Below are 16,053 nucleotides of genomic sequence, written 5' to 3'. Positions count from 1 at the left end.
CCTTTATTAAAAATTCTCTAACCTTTTATCAATTTCCATCATGGAAGTCTCAGAGTCCTGAGTAAACTCTCCTTCTGGATAGTATTTATTGTAGGAATTATAAAATTCCCTGGCATTTTCAAGTCTTTCCTGCATCAAAACTTCAAAACTATTGATCGCCAGCTGGTAAGCTGAATCGTATCGATAGTAATATGCAGCTTCTCTAAACGGGGATCCAGGATATTCTGCAATGAAGTTATTGAAAGAGGCGATTGCCGCCTTATAATATCTGGTCTTGTGATACTGCTTTGCGATCTCGTATGCTTTCTTCTCCAGCTTCACTCGCAACTCTGTCGCGTAATCATTTGCTGAATCTACAAATTCTCCTTCCGGATACTTATTTAGATAAACCTGAAGTTCTTCGATCGCTTTTCTGGTATCGGTTTGGTCCAGGTTAAAGCGCGGAGAACGATTGTAATAGCTAACCGCCGATTTATACTCGGCCTCTTCTACCTTCTGGCTATTTGGATACAATTGTACAAAACGTTCAAAATTGAAAGGTGCATTATAATAATCACCTAATTGGTAATACGTATCTCCAAGAATGTAAACAAGGCGTTCACCCTGAGGTTTTCCTCGATACTCAGGCTCGATCTGCTCTAATAATCGCAAAGCTTTACGTAGCTTTCCATTATCGTCTTCTTCTTTACCTTCGGTATATAATTCCTCTGCAGCCGTATATTTAGGCGCAGTTTCCTCATTTTTAAGCAATGACTGATATTCACTACAAGATATAGTGACCATCAATAGGCCTAGAGCGAGAATTCCTTTTTTCATGATACGTAAAAACATCTGGCAAAAATACATTTTTTGTTAGTATAAAAAAAACTTTCCTAGTCTACTCAAATAACCCTATTTACGGGCAATTATTGTATCAGGAAAGTCTTTTAAAATTTATTTTTACTTCAGTTTAGACTAGAAACTTTCAACGAAGGCTGAAATTCTAGCATAAAGAACATCGGTCGCTTCTACTAAAGGTAGTCGCAAATTATTTTTAACCAGAGATCTTTTATGTAGCATAGCTTTGATTCCAGCTGGATTGCCTTCAGCAAAGATCATGTCTATGGAAGGTGCTATGCGGTAATGTAATTTGTAAGCTTCTCTAACTTCTCCTTTTAATCCCAGACGTACCATTTCTGAAAATTCTTTGGGCAAGCCCTGACCAATTACAGAGATCACACCTTTCCCGCCTGCAAGTGTCATTGGTAAAGTGATCATATCATCTCCTGAAATAACCAGGAAATCTTCAGGAACAAGTGAGATCAATTTCATAGCCTGCACCATATCTCCAGCGGCTTCCTTTACACCGATCACGTTTTTGAAATCTCTGGCGATCCTGTTGACGGTTTCCGGCAGGATGTTACTCGCAGTTCTACCCGGTACATTGTATAGAATAACCGGTAGTGGTGAAGCTTCAGCTACTGCCTTAAAGTGACGGTAGATTCCTTCCTGTGTTGGTTTGTTGTAGAATGGAGATACTGAAAGTATTGCATCAAAACCTTCCAGATCTTCTGAGATAAGGTCTTCCACCAGTCCGGCGGTATCATTACTTCCCATACCAAGAACTAAAGGTAGTTTACCCTGGTTTGCCTCTTTGATCACAGTTTTTACAAGCTCCTTTTCTTTCTTACTAAGGGTTGCACTCTCTGCAGTAGTTCCTAAAACCACCAGGTATTCGATGCCGTTATCTATCTGATCCTTCACTAATGCTGAAAGAGCATTTGTATCTACACTAAGATCTTCTTTAAAAGGAGTAACCAGTGCTACTCCGGTACCAATAAAAGCTTCCATTACTTTTTATTTTTTAATATTTTATAATATCTGATCAATTCTGCTTCAAGAAGAGAAGGATCATTTTCAAAAATTTCTACATCCAGGATCGAAAAAGGATCCGCGGATTTACCAATCAAAAATGTTGCCCCAGATCTTAAAGCCACATAATTTGAAAGCAAAGTTTCTTCGCCGCTTATAACGATCGCTGATCCAAATTCATATTCCAAAAGCGCCAGCAGATCCTTGTTTTTAATTTCGCCATCAAGACCTAAGTCTTTAAAACTAATTTGCAACAGATCTTTATCATCTATATTACGAACACTTCCGCAGATCACGACATCATAAGCATTTGCAGACAGGCCTAAACTTTTCCAGAGATTCTGAAGATTCTTATAGACTTCAAAATTATCTTCAGAAATAACCAGCAATACCCGGTTTGAAGTATTCGTAGCAAATTGCCTCTTCTTCTTCAGTTTATCAATGGCTTTCTTTAGCTGAACCGATTTTATTTTATTCGTGATCATTCAATGATTTCGGAGGGCAAATGTAAATAATTTCTATAAGCAAACTATGTCTTGAGGTGGCTTCCGAAGACAAGATTCTGCAGATTAAACAGCTTTCTATAATTTGTAAAATTTTAAACCAATGATGCAAAGCCTGAGAAGCTATTTTCCATGGCAGAAGAAAAGAAAGCAAGGAATAATGATGGATAGGTTTACACGCACTCTTTGAGTAAAGTCATAACTTAAGAATGAAGGTCTTGGAAATTCAACAGCACTAACTACAAACCAAATCTTTATAATTTTTCGCTTATAAATAACCTGAACACATGACTCACCGGCTAATCTTGTTATATTTGAAAAGTAATGCGAAATGGAATGAAACACCTTACCACGATCATATTTGCTTCAGTACTAATGCTGAGCTCCTGTAAAACTGAATTCAAACATTTAGAGCAGGTAGATGGAAAAAGAATTGCTGTGGACAATAGTATTGAAGAAGATTCAGAGATTGCTGAATTTATCGCTCCATACAAGGAACACCTTAACGAAACTCTTGATTCACCTCTTAGCTACAACCCTTCATTTCTTTCCAAAAGCGACGGAGACCTCAATACGGCTATTGGCAACCTGATGGCAGATGCACTGATGGAACAGGTGAACCCTGTATTCGAAAAAAATACCGGAAACAGTATAGATATGGTTTTACTGAATCATGGTGGAATACGTGCAGAAATTCCTGTTGGAAATGTTAGCACCCGGACTGCGTACCAGATAATGCCCTTTGAAAATGAAGTGGTCATCGCTGAGCTGAAAGGTGAAAAAATGCTGGAGATGATGGATTACCTCAGCAAAGCCAAAACTGCACATCCGGTAAGCGGAATCAGGATTATCGCTGACGGCAGTTATATGATCAAAAATGTGACGATCAACGAACAGCAGATTTCGAAAGACAGCACCTATTTTGTTGCGACATCAGATTATCTAGTTGGTGGCGGTGATAATATGAAATTCTTCGCTAATCCTGTAAGTATTCATTCCAGTGAATACAAGATTCGCAATGTGATGATAGACTACTTTAGTAAAACCGATACCATTAGAAGTGTGATCGATGATCGCTATATAAGACAGTAATATGAAGAGAAGAGATTTTATTCAGAATACGGCAGCCGCTACAGCTTTAGTAAGCCTGGGAGGACTTTCAGCTTTATCATTTAAACCTGAAAGACAACAGATCACGATCCTGCACACGAATGATGTACATAGCCATATCGAGGCATTTGGTCCAGAGGCAGGTAGAAATGCAAATCTTGGAGGCGTTGCCAGAAGAGCTACCCTGGTAGAGAAAATACGCAGAGAAAACCCTAATACCCTGTTGCTGGATGCCGGAGATATTTTCCAGGGCACGCCTTACTTCAATTTTTACGGTGGTGAACTGGAATTCAAGTTAATGAGCATGCTAAAGTATGATGCTGCAACCCTTGGAAACCATGATTTTGATAATGGTATCGATGGATTATATGCCCAGCTACCACATGCGGAGTTTCCATTTGTAATATCAAATTACGACTTCAGCAATACCATCATGGATGGAAAAACTGATAAGTTCCGCACTTTCACTAAAGATGGTATAAAGATCGGCGTATTTGGTGTTGGGATCGAATTGCAGGGATTGGTAAGCAACAAACTGTACAAGGAGACTGAATATTTAGACCCAATCGAGATCGCTACCGATATGAGCCGGATTCTTAAAGATGAAGAAAATTGTGACCTGGTAATTTGTTTGTCACATCTTGGATATAAATATTCATCTCAAAAGATCGGGGATATTAAACTGGCGAAATCTACAGAAAATATTGACCTCATCATTGGAGGACATACGCATACGTTTCTTGACAAACCAACGGTGGAAACCAACAAGGCAGGAAATCCTGTACTGGTAAACCAGGTTGGCTGCTATGGTGTCTATCTGGGCAGAGTAGATTTCTTTTTTCAAAATGGGAAAAAATCTTCCGCAGACGGTGTAAAGCTTGCGGTATAATTACTTTATTGGAAAGTCGAAATATTGATAAGGAAAGGGTTCGGCATTTAGGGTATAATGCCACCATTCTTCAGAATAACTTCGGAAACCATTTTTAAGCATAACTGTTCTTAAAAGTTCCCTGTTTTTCTTTTGTTCTGAAGTGACCGAAGCTGAACGATGGTGAGATATTTCTCCGAAAAAATCGTAAGCTCCACCCATATCCAATTCCTTACAGGTGTTCGCGTTTACCAAAGTAAGATCAATAGTACCACCCCTGGAATGTCCAGATTTTGACGCGATATAACCGAGTTCAAACAGCCTGCTTTTTTCAACATCAGGATAAAATTCGTTTTTTGCCAGGGTGTCTCCGGGTTTTCGAGCCCATGCTACAAACTCATTAACAGCAGTCTGAGGTCGGTAAGCATCGAAAACCTTTAACATCAAATCCTTCTGAATAAGTTCTTGCTGTACTTTTTTTAAGGCTTCCGCAGCTTTTTTAGTCAGAATGATCTGCTCCGACTCATATCCGGGAACTGGTCTGCCTGTAAAATTATGCTCCCCTGCATAGCGAACTTCCTCGATCGCAAATGGCACCACATCTTTCAGGTACACAAAATCTTCAGGAATGGCCTGTGCTCTGGACAAGAAACCAGTTTGCATAATAATCAGAAGAAAGAAAAACTTTTTCACAGCATTCTATTTATCCAACATAGCCAGAAATTCGTCTTCGCTCAACATTTGAGTACCCAGCTTTTCTGCCTTGGCAAGCTTACTTGGGCCCATGTTTTCACCGGCTACCAGATAGTTAGTTTTGGAAGAGATCGAACTGGAAACTTTTCCGCCGTTATCTTCAATGAGTTTTTTTAGATCATTTCTGGAAACCTTGTTGAATACTCCGGAAATCACGAATGTGTTTCCATCCAGGATACTGGTTTGATTCGCCAGTTTCTCTGCGGAAATTTCCATTTGTATTCCATATTCCCGAAGCCGCTCCACATTCTTCCTGTTTTCAGCGTTACTGAAGAAATCACCAACGCTCCAGGCAATACGTTCTCCAATTTCATCAATATTCTCCAGCTCTTCTTTGCTGGCAGCCATCAATGCTTCAACCGACTTAAAATGTTTGGCCAGTTTCTTAGCTACCGTTTCTCCTACGTATCTAATCCCTAGTCCGAATAAGACTCTTTCAAATGGTATCTCTCTGGATCTTTCTATACCGGTAATAAGATTCTCTGCCGACTTTTCCGCCATTCTTTCCAGGGGAAGAATGTCCGCTTTAGTGAGCGTATAAAGGTCTGCATAATTATGTATGAGCCCTGCGGTAACCAGCAAAGCGACAGTTTCTCCTCCGAGACCTTCTATATCCATTGCCTTTCGCGATATATAATGCTGAATTCTACCTATGATTTGCGGAGGACATCCATTGGTATTTGGACAATAATGCTGCGCTTCCCCTTCATTCCGTACAAGTTCTGTATCACACTCAGGACAGCGAGAAGCATATTCTGTAGGACTGGAATCCGGGTCGCGCTGCGAAAAATCAACACCTACGATCTTCGGAATAATTTCTCCACCTTTTTCTACGTAAACGGTATCTCCTTCCCTGATGTCCAGCTTTTCAATTTGATCTGCGTTATGCAAGGAAGCACGACGTACTACCGTCCCGGCAAGTTGGACAGGCTGCAGGTTTGCCACAGGTGTGATCGCGCCGGTTCTTCCAACCTGGTAAGTAATTTTATCTAGTATGGTGGATTCCTGTTCTGCCTTAAATTTGTATGCAATTGCCCAACGCGGAGATTTAGCCGTATGACCCAGCTCATCCTGTTGATGGAGATCATTTACTTTAATTACTACTCCATCTGTTTCATAAGGAAGATCGTGACGGTGCTTATCCCAGTAATTTATATATTCAAAAACTTCCTCTATAGATGATTTCAATTCTGATTCTGCTGGAGCTTTAAAACCCCATTTCCTGGCCATTTCCAGACCTTCGTATTGTGATTTGATATTCAGATTATTTCCAACAATGCTGTAAAGCAAACATTCCAGCGGGCGACGAGCTACCTCGGCACTATCCTGTAGTTTTAAACTTCCGGAAGCTGTATTTCTAGGATTTGCGTAGGGTTCTTCCCCGGCTTCCACTCTCTCTGCATTCATTTTCGCAAAACCTTCATAAGGCAAAACGATCTCTCCCCGAATATCGAAACGTTCCGGGAAATCACCCTTCAGTTTTAATGGAACCGAGCGAATCGTTCGAACATTACTGGTTACCTCATCACCCTGAAATCCATCACCACGTGTTACCGCACGGGATAATTTACCGTTTTCATAAGTAAGGCTTATGGAGGCACCATCATATTTTAACTCGCAGACATAAGATATATCGCCATCCACACTTTTACGAATACGTTTCTCCCAATCTTCCAGCTCTTCTTTTGAATAGGAATTTGAAAGCGAATACATACGCTGATCATGCACAATGGTTTCAAAATTTTTAGTAACCGTACCACCCACGCGTTGAGTAGGCGAATTTTCATCGAATAAATCTGGATTTTGATCTTCCAGCTGCTGCAATTCCTTCAGCTTCATGTCAAAATCATAGTCACTAATTTGAGGCTTGTCCAGCACATAGTAATTGTAATTATGCTGTTGTAATTCTTCTCTTAAAGCCTTTATTTTTTTTTCCGCGTCCATATTCTCTTTTTCTTATTCGGAAATTTTTAATGTGTCATTCTCGAACTTCAGCTGAAATTGCTTGTTTTCGTGCTCGAAGTTCAGCTTAAAATCTGAAGGATCTGCATTATCGTTTGTGGGAAACCATTCCTTGTTGTGCTTGTTTACAACAATAAATAAACCTGAATCTTCTCCAATTGCGCAAAAATGTTCGTAATCTCCATCATATTTATGCAGATTATTCTCGACATTCAATTGCTTGAAAGTTTCTTTGATGTTAGATGTTGCCAGACCTATTTCTGCAATTCCTATGATATTTTCCGCAGTAAAAATGCCTTGCTCAGGTTTGCTGAAAATTCTGCGAGAAATAAACTCCACAATGTTTCGATCTTTATCATAAAAATACACCGACTTCGCATTCCAGTTACTAAAGTCGATGATCTGCTCATCATTATACTTTAGAACCGGAACTACAGTTTTCAACCAGTTAAGCGCCTCCTGTTCCTGCTCATCAGGTATGTGAAAAGCAAAATGCGTTGGCACGCTATTTTCCTTAAATTCGAATCGTAAAATTGAAAATCCGCATTGTACTTCAAAACTATCTTCTTCATAGTTGATGATTTCCATTCCAAGATCATCCTTGTAAAATGAGTATTGCCGTCTAACATCTGAAGTGTACAGACAAAGTTTATGGATCTTCATATCAGGTTTGGTTTTTATTCATCCATTTTGGGACTGGTCTGGCTTTATAATTATGCATCAGCTTCAGTAATTCTTCCATATTATCAGCCACCAGTAAGATCTCCAAATTTTCCTCTTTCAGCAGACCCTTGGCGGTCATTTTTTTCAACATACTAAGAAGGTCGTCATAGAATCCGTTAATATTCAGCAAGCCAATGGGCTTACGATGCAAACCAAGCTGAGCCCAGGTAACAATCTCGAATAACTCCTCCAGCGTACCAAAACCACCGGGCAAGGTGATAAAAGCGTCGCTAAGTTCGTTCATGGTCAATTTACGCTCGTGCATATCCTTGGTAGTGATTAGCCGGTTCAGCCCTGTATGCACGACCTCTTTGGTTTTTAGAAACTCGGGAATAACACCGGTCGCGAACCCTCCATTTTCCATAACTCCATCGGCAACCTGACCCATTAATCCTAATTTACTACCGCCATAGATAAGCCGAATATTCCTCTTTGCGAGCTCTTCACCTACAACGCGGGCGGTTTTGAAAATTTCAGGATCTACTCCGTCACTGCTTGCGCAAAAGACCGCTACATTTTCAATAATATTATAATTCTCCTCCATGAATTCTAATTGCTTTTAGCATTCGGTCGTTCCCAAAAATATCCTTTTTTAATTCTGCTTCAAAACCAAATCCTTGCACTAGCCTTAAAGTCTCTTTACCCAGATACTGGTTGATCTCAAAATATAAATTCCCACCAGTTTTCAGGTTTTTTGCAGCCAGTTCGCTAATTTTCCGGTAAAATATAAGTGCATCTTCATCGTCCACATATAATGCAAGTTCGGGTTCGTGATCAAGCACATTGGAATGCATCTCTTTCTTCTCCAGATTACGCACATAGGGCGGGTTGGAAACGATGAGATCATATTGCTGCTCCAGATCTTCAGTTTTCAGAATATCCTTCAGTTGAAAATCAACGTTTACGTTATTAATCTTAGCATTGAAAATAGCAATTTTTAAAGCTTCTTCTGAAACGTCCCAGGAATGCACTTCCGCAGTATTTAAATTTTTAGCCAGGCTCACAGGAATACAACCACTACCCGATCCAATATCCAAAATCCTGATGGATTTCTCTTCCGAAGCAAGGTCCTCAAGAATCCATGACACCAGCTCTTCAGTTTCCGGTCTGGGTATAAGTACATTCTTGCTCACTTTGAACCTGAGTCCGTAGAATTCTGTCTCTTCCAGAATATGCTGAACAGGCTCATATTTCTTTAGCCTCAACAATGCCTTCTGAAATTGTGCTCTTTGCTCCTCTAAAAGCTCATACTTAGGTTCGAGCGCCAGGTCCAATCTTGTTTTTCCCAGGTAATGCTGCGTTAATAAAAAATAAAAGGACTGCACTTCAGTTTCAGGATAGAAATCTGAAAGTTTTGCGAAGAATACTTTTTTAAAATCTGATAAATGCATCAATTTTCTGGCTTTACAGATCTCTAAGCATATAAACTGTACAATTGTAATGACCGGTATCACCTACAGGCTTTTCTACAGTTTCGAATCCGCTTTTATGGTAAAGTTTACGGGCACTTTCCATGTAAGGAAGTGTTTCAATGTAGCATTTTTCAAAAAAATGCTGCCTGCCAAAATCCATACAGGTATTGATCATTTTCGTCCCAATCCCTCTACCTCGCGCTGCAGGCAGGAAATACATTTTCTGAAGCTCACAAATGGGCTCTTCAGTTCCTCTTAATGCAGCAATGCCAGCTCCTCCAATAACCTTATTGTTCTCCTCGACGATAAAATATGTCTTCCTATCTCCATCATATTCCGCAGTCATATCCTCTAATGCTTTGTCCTCATAAGCAGTCCCAACTTTGGGAACTCCCATTTCCACTAATACACTTTGGATTAAATGCTTAACCTGCTGATTATCTTCGGCTTTGATTTCCCGAATTTTCCATGTATCCATTCTGCCTAATTAATTCTATTTTTGTGCTGTGAATATACACGAAAAATACATTAAACGCTGTATAGAACTAGCCGAAAACGGGCTCGGAAGCACCTATCCTAATCCAATGGTAGGCAGTGTGATCGTTCATAAAAACAGGATCATTGGCGAAGGGTGGCACCAGAAAGCGGGACAGGCTCATGCCGAGGTAAATGCTATTAATTCGGTTCAGGATCAGGAGCTGTTAAAAGATTCCACTATTTACGTAAGCCTGGAACCTTGCAGCCATTTTGGAAAAACCCCACCCTGCAGTGATCTTATCATTGATCGGGGAATCCCCAAGGTTGTGATAGGTACAATGGATCCATTTGCAAAAGTTGCCGGCCGCGGAATCAAGAAATTACTGGAGGCAGGAAAAGAAGTTCAGGTTGGGATTCTTGAAGAGGAGTGTAATGCGCTCAACAAGCGGTTTTTCACTTGCCACAAAAAACACAGACCTTATATTATTCTGAAATGGGCCCAAACCCGTGACCTGTTCTTAGCTCCAGAAACTAAGGACACCAATCGACCGGTATGGATTTCAAATCGGTACAGCAAACAGCTGGTTCATAAATGGCGTAGTGAAGAAAGCGGAATCCTGGTAGGTACAGGAACTGCAAAGGCAGATGATCCTCGTTTAGATGTTAGAAACTGGTCTGGAAATCCGCCTGTTCGACTGGTTATTGACCGGGAATTGAAACTCCCCCAAGATCTGGCACTTTTCGATCTGTCAAATAGAACGATCGTTCTAAACGAAAAACTGACTGAGAAGAAGCACGAAAACCTTGTTTACCAGAAGATTGAATTTTCAGAAAATATCGCTAAGGCAATTTGCAGGATCTGCTTCGAACAGGAGCTTCAATCACTAATTGTGGAAGGTGGAGCTAATATTTTAAAGCAATTCATTACTTCAAACCTTTGGGATGAGGCACGGGTTTTTACGGGTGACAACTACTTTGGTGATGGAGTTGAAGCTCCGAAACTAGATTTGAAACCAGCTTCTGCATATCAAGTTGAAGCAGATCTTTTAGAAATCTTTAGAAATAACGACAATGATTAAGACCATCATATTTGATTTTGGTGATGTGTTTATCAATCTCGATAAAGATGCAACTCAGCAAAACCTAGAGAAGATACAGATAAAAGAATTACCTGAACACATCCATAGTCGCAACCGGGATTACGAGCAAGGATTTGTAACTTCAGATGAAATATCAGACATCTACCGAACTGAATTTCCACAATTACAGCATAGAGATTTTATAGATTCCTGGAATTCAATTTTACTGGATTTCCCGGAATACCGACTTCAGTTTCTTCAGAAATTAGCAGAAAAAAAGAAATTCGAACTCATTTTACTGAGCAACACCAATGAAAATCATATTGAAAACATAAAGTCTAGGATTCCATTTTACGAGGAGTTTAAAAGCTGTTTTGATGCATTTTATCTATCGCACGAAATAGGCATGCGCAAGCCAAATCCTGAGATATTTGAGTTTGTGTTAGAGCAACATGAGCTCAATGCAGAGGAATGCCTGTTTATAGATGATACTGCTGAGAATACTGAGGCTGCGGCCGCATTGGGAATGCATGTATGGAATCTTGAACCAACCCGCGAGGATGTGATCGATCTATTCACCACTAAAAAAGAATTATTTTGATCTACCTGCTTTTAAGCGTTCTTTCTTCCACGATCATTTTTATCGTATTCAGACTTTACAAAAAATACGAGGTAAATACTTTGCAGGCGATTGTGATCAATTATTTTATAGCCTGTACTGTAGGATTTTTCGGATTTATTGAAGGCTCAGATTTTGCTGCTGTTCCTTCTGAAAAATGGTTTCCCGGCGCTTTAATGCTGGGAGTGCTATTTATCACTGTTTTTAACCTGGCAGCGATCACCACCCAGAAAAGCGGACTATCAGTAGTAGCTGTAGCCACAAAAATGTCGGTCGCTATTCCTGTTTTCTGCGGAATCTTTCTCTACAATGAAAGTACCGGAGTACTGAAGATTGCCGGAATATTGCTGGCATTAGTGGCAGTGTACCTAACATCAATAAAAACCAAAGATGGAATAAGCATAAAATGGCAAAATCTTATTTTTCCACTGCTCGTATTTTTGGGAAGCGGAATTATTGATACCAGTTTAAAATTCCTCGAAACCAGTTATGTTTCGAAAACCGATGTAGGCTTGTTTAGTTCGACCATCTTCGCAACGGCTGGACTGCTTGGGGTGCTGGTGATGATCTACCAGGCGATTCGGGGCGAGTTAAAACTTCAGTTTAAAAATTTACTTGGCGGCATAGCTTTGGGCGTACCAAATTACTTCTCGATTTACTTCCTTGTTCTGGCATTGCGCAGTGAAGGATACGAGAGCTCAACTATATTTACGATCAATCACGTGAGTATAGTCGCGCTTTCAACAATTGTAGGAATCGTGCTTTTTAAAGAACAGCTTATTCGGAAAAACTGGATAGGTCTTATTCTAGCTATGATTAGTATAATTCTAGTAGCGAATTCAGCCATATGAAAGACACGTATCAAACTATTACTGAAGCCTCCCCGGAAGTATTGTTCAAGGATCGTAATTCTAAATTCTACGGATATGCATTTCCAATTAAAACTGAAGAAGAGGCGGCCAAACATCTGGAAGAATTACGTGCATCCCACCACAAAGCGAGACACTGGTGTTACGCCTGGCAAACAGGTAAGGCCGAAGAAGACCATCACTATCGTGCAAATGATGACGGAGAGCCTTCAAACTCGGCAGGAATGCCAATCTATGGACAAATACAAAGCTTTGATGTTACCAATATCCTTATAGTCGTAGTTCGATATTTTGGCGGAGTAAAGTTAGGAGTTGGCGGGCTCATTAATGCCTATAAAACTGCCGCGCAAATGGCTCTGGAAGCTTCAAATATCCTGAAGCGAACAATCGATGAGGTTTTCGTAATAAAATTTGATTATCCTGAAATGAACAAAGTCATGCAGGTGATCAAAAAGAACAATTTGAACGTGATCGATCAAAAACTTGAACTGGATTGCAGAATCTGCATTGCAGTTCGAAAAAGTGACGTCGAAAGCATTTATACAAAGTTCGACAATACCTATAAAGTTGAGATTTCAAGATTGGAAGATCAATAACCTAATGCCTCTAACATATATTTTGGACACCTAACCGGCTTCCTCGTTTTGGCATCCATAAACACGAGTACAGTGTAGCCGGTAGTTACCAGATTTCCCTGTTCATTGTAGAGAGAATAATCAAAGATAATTTTAACATTTGGCTCTTCTCGAAGGCGCGTTTCTATCCTGATTTTTTCATCAAAAGTAACCGGTTTGTGATATTTTAAATTTAATTCGAATACCGGCAACATTATCCCTTCCTCTTCCATACTTTTGTAAGAGATACCAAGTGTATCTAGCCAGTTAAGTCTCGCAATTTCAAGGTATTGCGGATAAATACTATGATGTACCACTCCCATTTGATCGGTTTCGGCATATCGTACTTTAACAGAAGTTTCGTGTGATTTCATGTGATTTTTGTCGCCTTTCACAGAAAGGTTTTTTATATTCAGGCTCAGAATCAAGTATGCAATAATTTTACTTAAAATTCAACCCAAATTTGGTTTTTTTATTAGATAATTTGTTCACATATTTGCTTTGCTCAAGTTGGAGATCTGTATGCTTCATAGGCCACTTTAGAACTTTCTAGTAACCAAAAATAACGTCTAACTAATAATGTCAAAAACTGCGCAATCGGTTTGGAATAACTGTCTGTCTTTTATTCAGGATAACATTACACCTCAAGCTTACAAAACATGGTTTGAACCTATCCAAGCAGTGAAACTAACGGATTGTGCCCTGAGTATCCAGGTGCCATCTAAATTTTTCTACGAATGGCTGGAAGAACATTATGTGAAATTATTAAAGGTTTCTCTTACGCGTGAACTAGGAGATAAGGCGAAATTGGTTTATGTGATCAAAATGGAGAATACCTATGGTAATAAGCTCCCATTTACAGAGAAGATCCCAAGTACTCAAAGATCGCATATGGCTTCTCAGGAGGTAGATGTACCAGTAAAGAACAAAAGCCCGGAACTTAAGAATCCTTTTATTATTCCTGGAATTCGTAATGTCAAGATCGAATCCCAGCTGAATCCTAATTATAATTTTGATAATTTTCTTGAAGGTGAGTCAAATAGGCTTGCCCGATCCGCTGGACTCGCCGTTGCGAATAAGCCGGGAGGCACCTCTTTTAACCCATTACTGATATTTGGTGGTGTAGGACTGGGGAAAACGCATTTAGCGCATGCTATAGGCGTTGAGATCAAAGATAAATACCCGGAAAAAACAGTTCTATATATTTCTGCGGAAAAATTTACCCAGCAATACATTGAATCTGTTAAGAAAAATAATCGTAATGATTTCATTCACTTCTACCAGATCATAGATGTACTGGTGGTCGATGATATTCAGTTATTATCCGGGAAAGCAGGAACGCAGGATGTATTCTTCCATATTTTCAACCATTTGCATCAAAACGGGAAACAGGTCATTTTAACCAGTGACAAGGCTCCGGTAGACATGCAGGATATTGAACAACGCCTGCTGTCAAGATTTAAATGGGGACTATCTGCTGAACTTCAAAATCCAGATTTTGAAACTCGCGTTTCCATTATTAAAAATAAACTTTATCGTGATGGTGTAGAGATGCCTGAAGATATCGTGGAATTCCTGGCTAATAATATCAAAACCAATATCAGGGAACTGGAAGGTGCAATCATTTCATTAATTGCTCACTCTTCTTTCAATAAGAAAGACATCACTCTGGAACTGGCGAAAAAGATCGTAGATAACTACGTGAAAAACACCAAGCGCGAAGTTTCCATAGATTATATTCAGAAGGTTGTAAGTGATTACTTCCAAATGGATGTAGATACTTTACAATCGAAAACGAGAAAACGCCATATTGTACAAGCCAGACAACTGGCAATGTTCTTTGCAAAGAAATTCACCAAAGCATCACTGGCGAGTATAGGTTCTCAAATTGGAAGCAGGGATCATGCTACCGTTTTACACGCGTGTAAGACTGTAGATAATCTTGCCGCCACAGATAAGCAATTCAAGAAATTTGTTGAAGACCTCAACAAAAAGCTCACTCTATAAATTACATCTTTATGAAAACCAGGGTATTGATGGTGTGTCTCGGGAATATCTGCAGATCGCCGCTAGCCGAGGGTATTCTTAAATCCAAAGTTGATCCTGAAAAAGTTTTTGTAGATTCCGCAGGAACCGGAGACTGGCATGTTGATTCTGAACCAGACAAAAGATCGATCGCCATTGCTAGCAAAAATGGTCTCGATATTTCTCAGCAAAGAGGAAGACAATTCAGCAAAAAAGATTTCCAGGACTTCGATCATATTTTCGTAATGGATAATTCCAATTTTAAGGATGTGATCGCCATGGCAGAAACTGACGAAGAACGCCAGAAAGTACATTTGATACTTGATGAAATATTCCCTTCAGAAAATGTGGACGTTCCAGATCCATATCATGGAGGCGATCAGGGTTTTGAAAATGTATATATGATGCTTGATGAAGCAACAGATGAAATAAAAAGAAAACTTGAATCTGGAGAATTATGAGATCTGAAGCTTCAAATTCCGGTAAACTCTACCTGATACCCGTTGGTCTGGGCGCTTCAGACGCAGATAAAGTTTTCCCGGGTATCAATGCTGAAATCATTTCCAATATCGATGATTTTATTGTTGAGAATGAAAAGACTGCCAGAAGATTCATCAAAGATATCCTTCCTGAAAAACCACAAGCCTCACTTAAACTTTCAGCTTTAAATAAATTTACAGTAGCCACAGAAATTCCTACGTTTCTTGATGCTGCGAAAGCCGGAAGAGACATGGGATTAATGAGTGAAGCGGGTTGTCCCGGCGTGGCAGATCCAGGCGCCGAGATCGTAAGACTGGCCCATGACGCCAACATTAAAGTGATTCCTATGGTAGGCCCCAGTTCTATTCTACTTGCGATGATGGCTAGCGGAATGAATGGTCAAAGCTTTACATTTCACGGCTATCTTCCTATCGATAAAAAAGAAAAGAAGAACGAACTCAAAAACCTGGAAAGAATTTCAGCTGAAAAAAATCAGGCTCAGATATTTATAGAAACGCCGTACAGGAATAATAAGTTTCTGGAAGATCTAGTTCAAACACTACATCCAACTACCAGGATCTGCGTTGCCTGCGATCTTACCCTAAGCACTGAATTCATTAAAACGGCAACAGCAGCAGATTGGAAAAAAATAAAAGCCGACCTCCATAAAAGACCGGCTATTTTTATTATCCAAAAGGATCTGTAATT

At 39.8% G+C, this 16,053-nt stretch carries 19 protein-coding genes; 9 read left to right on the top strand and 10 right to left on the bottom strand.

The annotated features are described in order from the left end of the window. Positions 1 to 6 precede the first annotated feature (6 nt). The 3 genes from ACSHZO_RS13535 to ACSHZO_RS13525 all read right to left on the bottom strand — a co-directional run bounded on the left by ACSHZO_RS13535 (position 7) and on the right by ACSHZO_RS13525 (position 2,336). Entirely contained in the window at positions 7 to 816 is an 810-nt protein-coding gene (locus ACSHZO_RS13535) for an outer membrane protein assembly factor BamD (RefSeq protein WP_260443426.1), read from the bottom strand. Positions 817 to 954: 138 nt separating this feature from the next. Continuing rightward, positions 955 to 1,830: a 4-hydroxy-tetrahydrodipicolinate synthase gene (gene dapA / locus ACSHZO_RS13530; RefSeq protein WP_298247866.1), complete on the bottom strand. Its 876-nt coding sequence runs from the start codon at positions 1,828 to 1,830 to the stop codon at positions 955 to 957. After that, entirely contained in the window at positions 1,830 to 2,336 is a 507-nt protein-coding gene (locus ACSHZO_RS13525; RefSeq protein WP_298247865.1) for a DUF6913 domain-containing protein, read from the bottom strand. Before ACSHZO_RS13525 ends, dapA begins: the two co-directional genes overlap by 1 nt. Positions 2,337 to 2,690: 354 nt before the next feature. On the opposite strand from ACSHZO_RS13525, the gene ACSHZO_RS13520 reads away from it, so the two are divergent. Together ACSHZO_RS13520 and ACSHZO_RS13515 are read left to right on the top strand one after the other, a co-directional pair. Next, positions 2,691 to 3,446 (top strand): 5'-nucleotidase C-terminal domain-containing protein, encoded by a 756-nt coding sequence (locus tag ACSHZO_RS13520; RefSeq protein ID WP_298247864.1) that lies wholly within the window; start codon positions 2,691 to 2,693, stop codon positions 3,444 to 3,446. Between the two features lies 1 nt (position 3,447). After that, positions 3,448 to 4,353, top strand: coding sequence for a metallophosphoesterase (locus ACSHZO_RS13515; protein WP_298247863.1), 906 nt, complete (start codon positions 3,448 to 3,450; stop codon positions 4,351 to 4,353). On the opposite strand, the gene ACSHZO_RS13510 is transcribed toward ACSHZO_RS13515, so the two are convergent. Genes ACSHZO_RS13510 through ACSHZO_RS13485 form a run of 6 tightly spaced genes read right to left on the bottom strand, consistent with a single transcriptional unit; the run spans position 4,354 to position 9,660 of the window. After that, complete coding sequence (locus ACSHZO_RS13510; RefSeq protein ID WP_298247862.1) at positions 4,354 to 5,025, bottom strand: M15 family metallopeptidase; 672 nt, start codon at positions 5,023 to 5,025, stop codon at positions 4,354 to 4,356. Between the two features lie 6 nt (positions 5,026 to 5,031). Continuing rightward, positions 5,032 to 7,029, bottom strand: a complete 1,998-nt coding sequence (ligA, locus tag ACSHZO_RS13505) for an NAD-dependent DNA ligase LigA (RefSeq protein WP_298247861.1) — start codon at positions 7,027 to 7,029, stop codon at positions 5,032 to 5,034. Positions 7,030 to 7,041: 12 nt separating this feature from the next. Continuing rightward, positions 7,042 to 7,710, bottom strand: coding sequence for a VOC family protein (locus ACSHZO_RS13500; protein WP_298247860.1), 669 nt, complete (start codon positions 7,708 to 7,710; stop codon positions 7,042 to 7,044). Between the two features lies 1 nt (position 7,711). Further along, positions 7,712 to 8,314 (bottom strand): TIGR00730 family Rossman fold protein, encoded by a 603-nt coding sequence (locus ACSHZO_RS13495; protein WP_298247859.1) that lies wholly within the window; start codon positions 8,312 to 8,314, stop codon positions 7,712 to 7,714. Next, complete coding sequence (prmC, locus tag ACSHZO_RS13490; RefSeq protein ID WP_298247858.1) at positions 8,298 to 9,161, bottom strand: peptide chain release factor N(5)-glutamine methyltransferase; 864 nt, start codon at positions 9,159 to 9,161, stop codon at positions 8,298 to 8,300. Before prmC ends, ACSHZO_RS13495 begins: the two co-directional genes overlap by 17 nt. A 13-nt stretch (positions 9,162 to 9,174) precedes the next feature. Next, positions 9,175 to 9,660 carry a GNAT family N-acetyltransferase gene (locus ACSHZO_RS13485; protein WP_298247857.1) on the bottom strand — a complete coding sequence of 162 codons (486 nt, stop codon included), beginning with the start codon at positions 9,658 to 9,660 and terminating at the stop codon, positions 9,175 to 9,177. Positions 9,661 to 9,688: 28 nt separating this feature from the next. On the opposite strand from ACSHZO_RS13485, the gene ribD reads away from it, so the two are divergent. From ribD to ACSHZO_RS13465, 4 genes are read left to right on the top strand one after another with little or no spacing between them, the layout of a single operon-like run. Next, positions 9,689 to 10,738 carry a bifunctional diaminohydroxyphosphoribosylaminopyrimidine deaminase/5-amino-6-(5-phosphoribosylamino)uracil reductase RibD gene (gene ribD, locus ACSHZO_RS13480; RefSeq protein WP_298247856.1) on the top strand — a complete coding sequence of 350 codons (1,050 nt, stop codon included), beginning with the start codon at positions 9,689 to 9,691 and terminating at the stop codon, positions 10,736 to 10,738. After that, positions 10,731 to 11,339 (top strand): HAD-IA family hydrolase, encoded by a 609-nt coding sequence (locus ACSHZO_RS13475; protein ID WP_298247855.1) that lies wholly within the window; start codon positions 10,731 to 10,733, stop codon positions 11,337 to 11,339. The genes ribD and ACSHZO_RS13475 overlap by 8 nt, the downstream gene beginning before the upstream one ends. Next, entirely contained in the window at positions 11,336 to 12,208 is an 873-nt protein-coding gene (locus ACSHZO_RS13470) for an EamA family transporter (protein ID WP_298247854.1), read from the top strand. The genes ACSHZO_RS13475 and ACSHZO_RS13470 overlap by 4 nt, the downstream gene beginning before the upstream one ends. Then, positions 12,205 to 12,822: an IMPACT family protein gene (locus tag ACSHZO_RS13465; RefSeq protein WP_298247853.1), complete on the top strand. Its 618-nt coding sequence runs from the start codon at positions 12,205 to 12,207 to the stop codon at positions 12,820 to 12,822. The genes ACSHZO_RS13470 and ACSHZO_RS13465 overlap by 4 nt, the downstream gene beginning before the upstream one ends. Here ACSHZO_RS13465 and ACSHZO_RS13460 read toward each other — a convergent pair. Beyond that, on the bottom strand, positions 12,816 to 13,214 hold the full coding sequence (locus ACSHZO_RS13460; protein ID WP_298247852.1) for an acyl-CoA thioesterase: 399 nt from the start codon (positions 13,212 to 13,214) through the stop codon (positions 12,816 to 12,818). The genes ACSHZO_RS13465 and ACSHZO_RS13460 overlap by 7 nt on opposite strands. A gap of 205 nt (positions 13,215 to 13,419) precedes the next feature. On the opposite strand from ACSHZO_RS13460, the gene dnaA reads away from it, so the two are divergent. From dnaA to ACSHZO_RS13445, 3 genes are read left to right on the top strand one after another with little or no spacing between them, the layout of a single operon-like run. Beyond that, positions 13,420 to 14,847 (top strand): chromosomal replication initiator protein DnaA, encoded by a 1,428-nt coding sequence (gene dnaA / locus ACSHZO_RS13455; RefSeq protein WP_295180827.1) that lies wholly within the window; start codon positions 13,420 to 13,422, stop codon positions 14,845 to 14,847. Positions 14,848 to 14,858: 11 nt separating this feature from the next. Further along, a complete protein-coding gene (locus tag ACSHZO_RS13450; RefSeq protein ID WP_298247851.1) occupies positions 14,859 to 15,326 on the top strand; it encodes a low molecular weight protein-tyrosine-phosphatase in 468 nt (155 codons plus the stop codon). Next, complete coding sequence (locus ACSHZO_RS13445) at positions 15,323 to 16,051, top strand: SAM-dependent methyltransferase (RefSeq protein WP_298247850.1); 729 nt, start codon at positions 15,323 to 15,325, stop codon at positions 16,049 to 16,051. Before ACSHZO_RS13450 ends, ACSHZO_RS13445 begins: the two co-directional genes overlap by 4 nt. The last annotated feature ends 2 nt before the right edge of the window (positions 16,052 to 16,053 follow it).

This window comes from Christiangramia sp. 3-2217-3z (assembly GCF_051195275.1).
GTDB lineage: Bacteria > Bacteroidota > Bacteroidia > Flavobacteriales > Flavobacteriaceae > Christiangramia > Christiangramia marina.
The sequence above is the reverse complement of the archived record's forward strand: the minus strand, read 5'-3'. Positions and strand labels throughout refer to the sequence as shown.

Bases quoted from the DNA above. Each gene is read 5' to 3' on its own strand.
- ACSHZO_RS13535 (WP_260443426.1), bottom strand. From the start codon at position 816: ATGAAAAAAGGAATTCTCGCTCTAGGCCTATTGATGGTCACTATATCT.
- dapA (WP_298247866.1), bottom strand. From the start codon at position 1,830: ATGGAAGCTTTTATTGGTACCGGAGTAGCACTGGTTACTCCTTTTAAA.
- ACSHZO_RS13525 (WP_298247865.1), bottom strand. From the start codon at position 2,336: ATGATCACGAATAAAATAAAATCGGTTCAGCTAAAGAAAGCCATTGAT.
- ACSHZO_RS13520 (WP_298247864.1), top strand. From the start codon at position 2,691: ATGAAACACCTTACCACGATCATATTTGCTTCAGTACTAATGCTGAGC.
- ACSHZO_RS13515 (WP_298247863.1), top strand. From the start codon at position 3,448: ATGAAGAGAAGAGATTTTATTCAGAATACGGCAGCCGCTACAGCTTTA.
- ligA (WP_298247861.1), bottom strand. From the start codon at position 7,029: ATGGACGCGGAAAAAAAAATAAAGGCTTTAAGAGAAGAATTACAACAG.
- ACSHZO_RS13500 (WP_298247860.1), bottom strand. From the start codon at position 7,710: ATGAAGATCCATAAACTTTGTCTGTACACTTCAGATGTTAGACGGCAA.
- ACSHZO_RS13495 (WP_298247859.1), bottom strand. From the start codon at position 8,314: ATGGAGGAGAATTATAATATTATTGAAAATGTAGCGGTCTTTTGCGCA.
- prmC (WP_298247858.1), bottom strand. From the start codon at position 9,161: ATGCATTTATCAGATTTTAAAAAAGTATTCTTCGCAAAACTTTCAGAT.
- ACSHZO_RS13485 (WP_298247857.1), bottom strand. From the start codon at position 9,660: ATGGATACATGGAAAATTCGGGAAATCAAAGCCGAAGATAATCAGCAG.
- ACSHZO_RS13475 (WP_298247855.1), top strand. From the start codon at position 10,731: ATGATTAAGACCATCATATTTGATTTTGGTGATGTGTTTATCAATCTC.
- ACSHZO_RS13465 (WP_298247853.1), top strand. From the start codon at position 12,205: ATGAAAGACACGTATCAAACTATTACTGAAGCCTCCCCGGAAGTATTG.
- ACSHZO_RS13460 (WP_298247852.1), bottom strand. From the start codon at position 13,214: ATGAAATCACACGAAACTTCTGTTAAAGTACGATATGCCGAAACCGAT.
- dnaA (WP_295180827.1), top strand. From the start codon at position 13,420: ATGTCAAAAACTGCGCAATCGGTTTGGAATAACTGTCTGTCTTTTATT.
- ACSHZO_RS13450 (WP_298247851.1), top strand. From the start codon at position 14,859: ATGAAAACCAGGGTATTGATGGTGTGTCTCGGGAATATCTGCAGATCG.
- ACSHZO_RS13445 (WP_298247850.1), top strand. From the start codon at position 15,323: ATGAGATCTGAAGCTTCAAATTCCGGTAAACTCTACCTGATACCCGTT.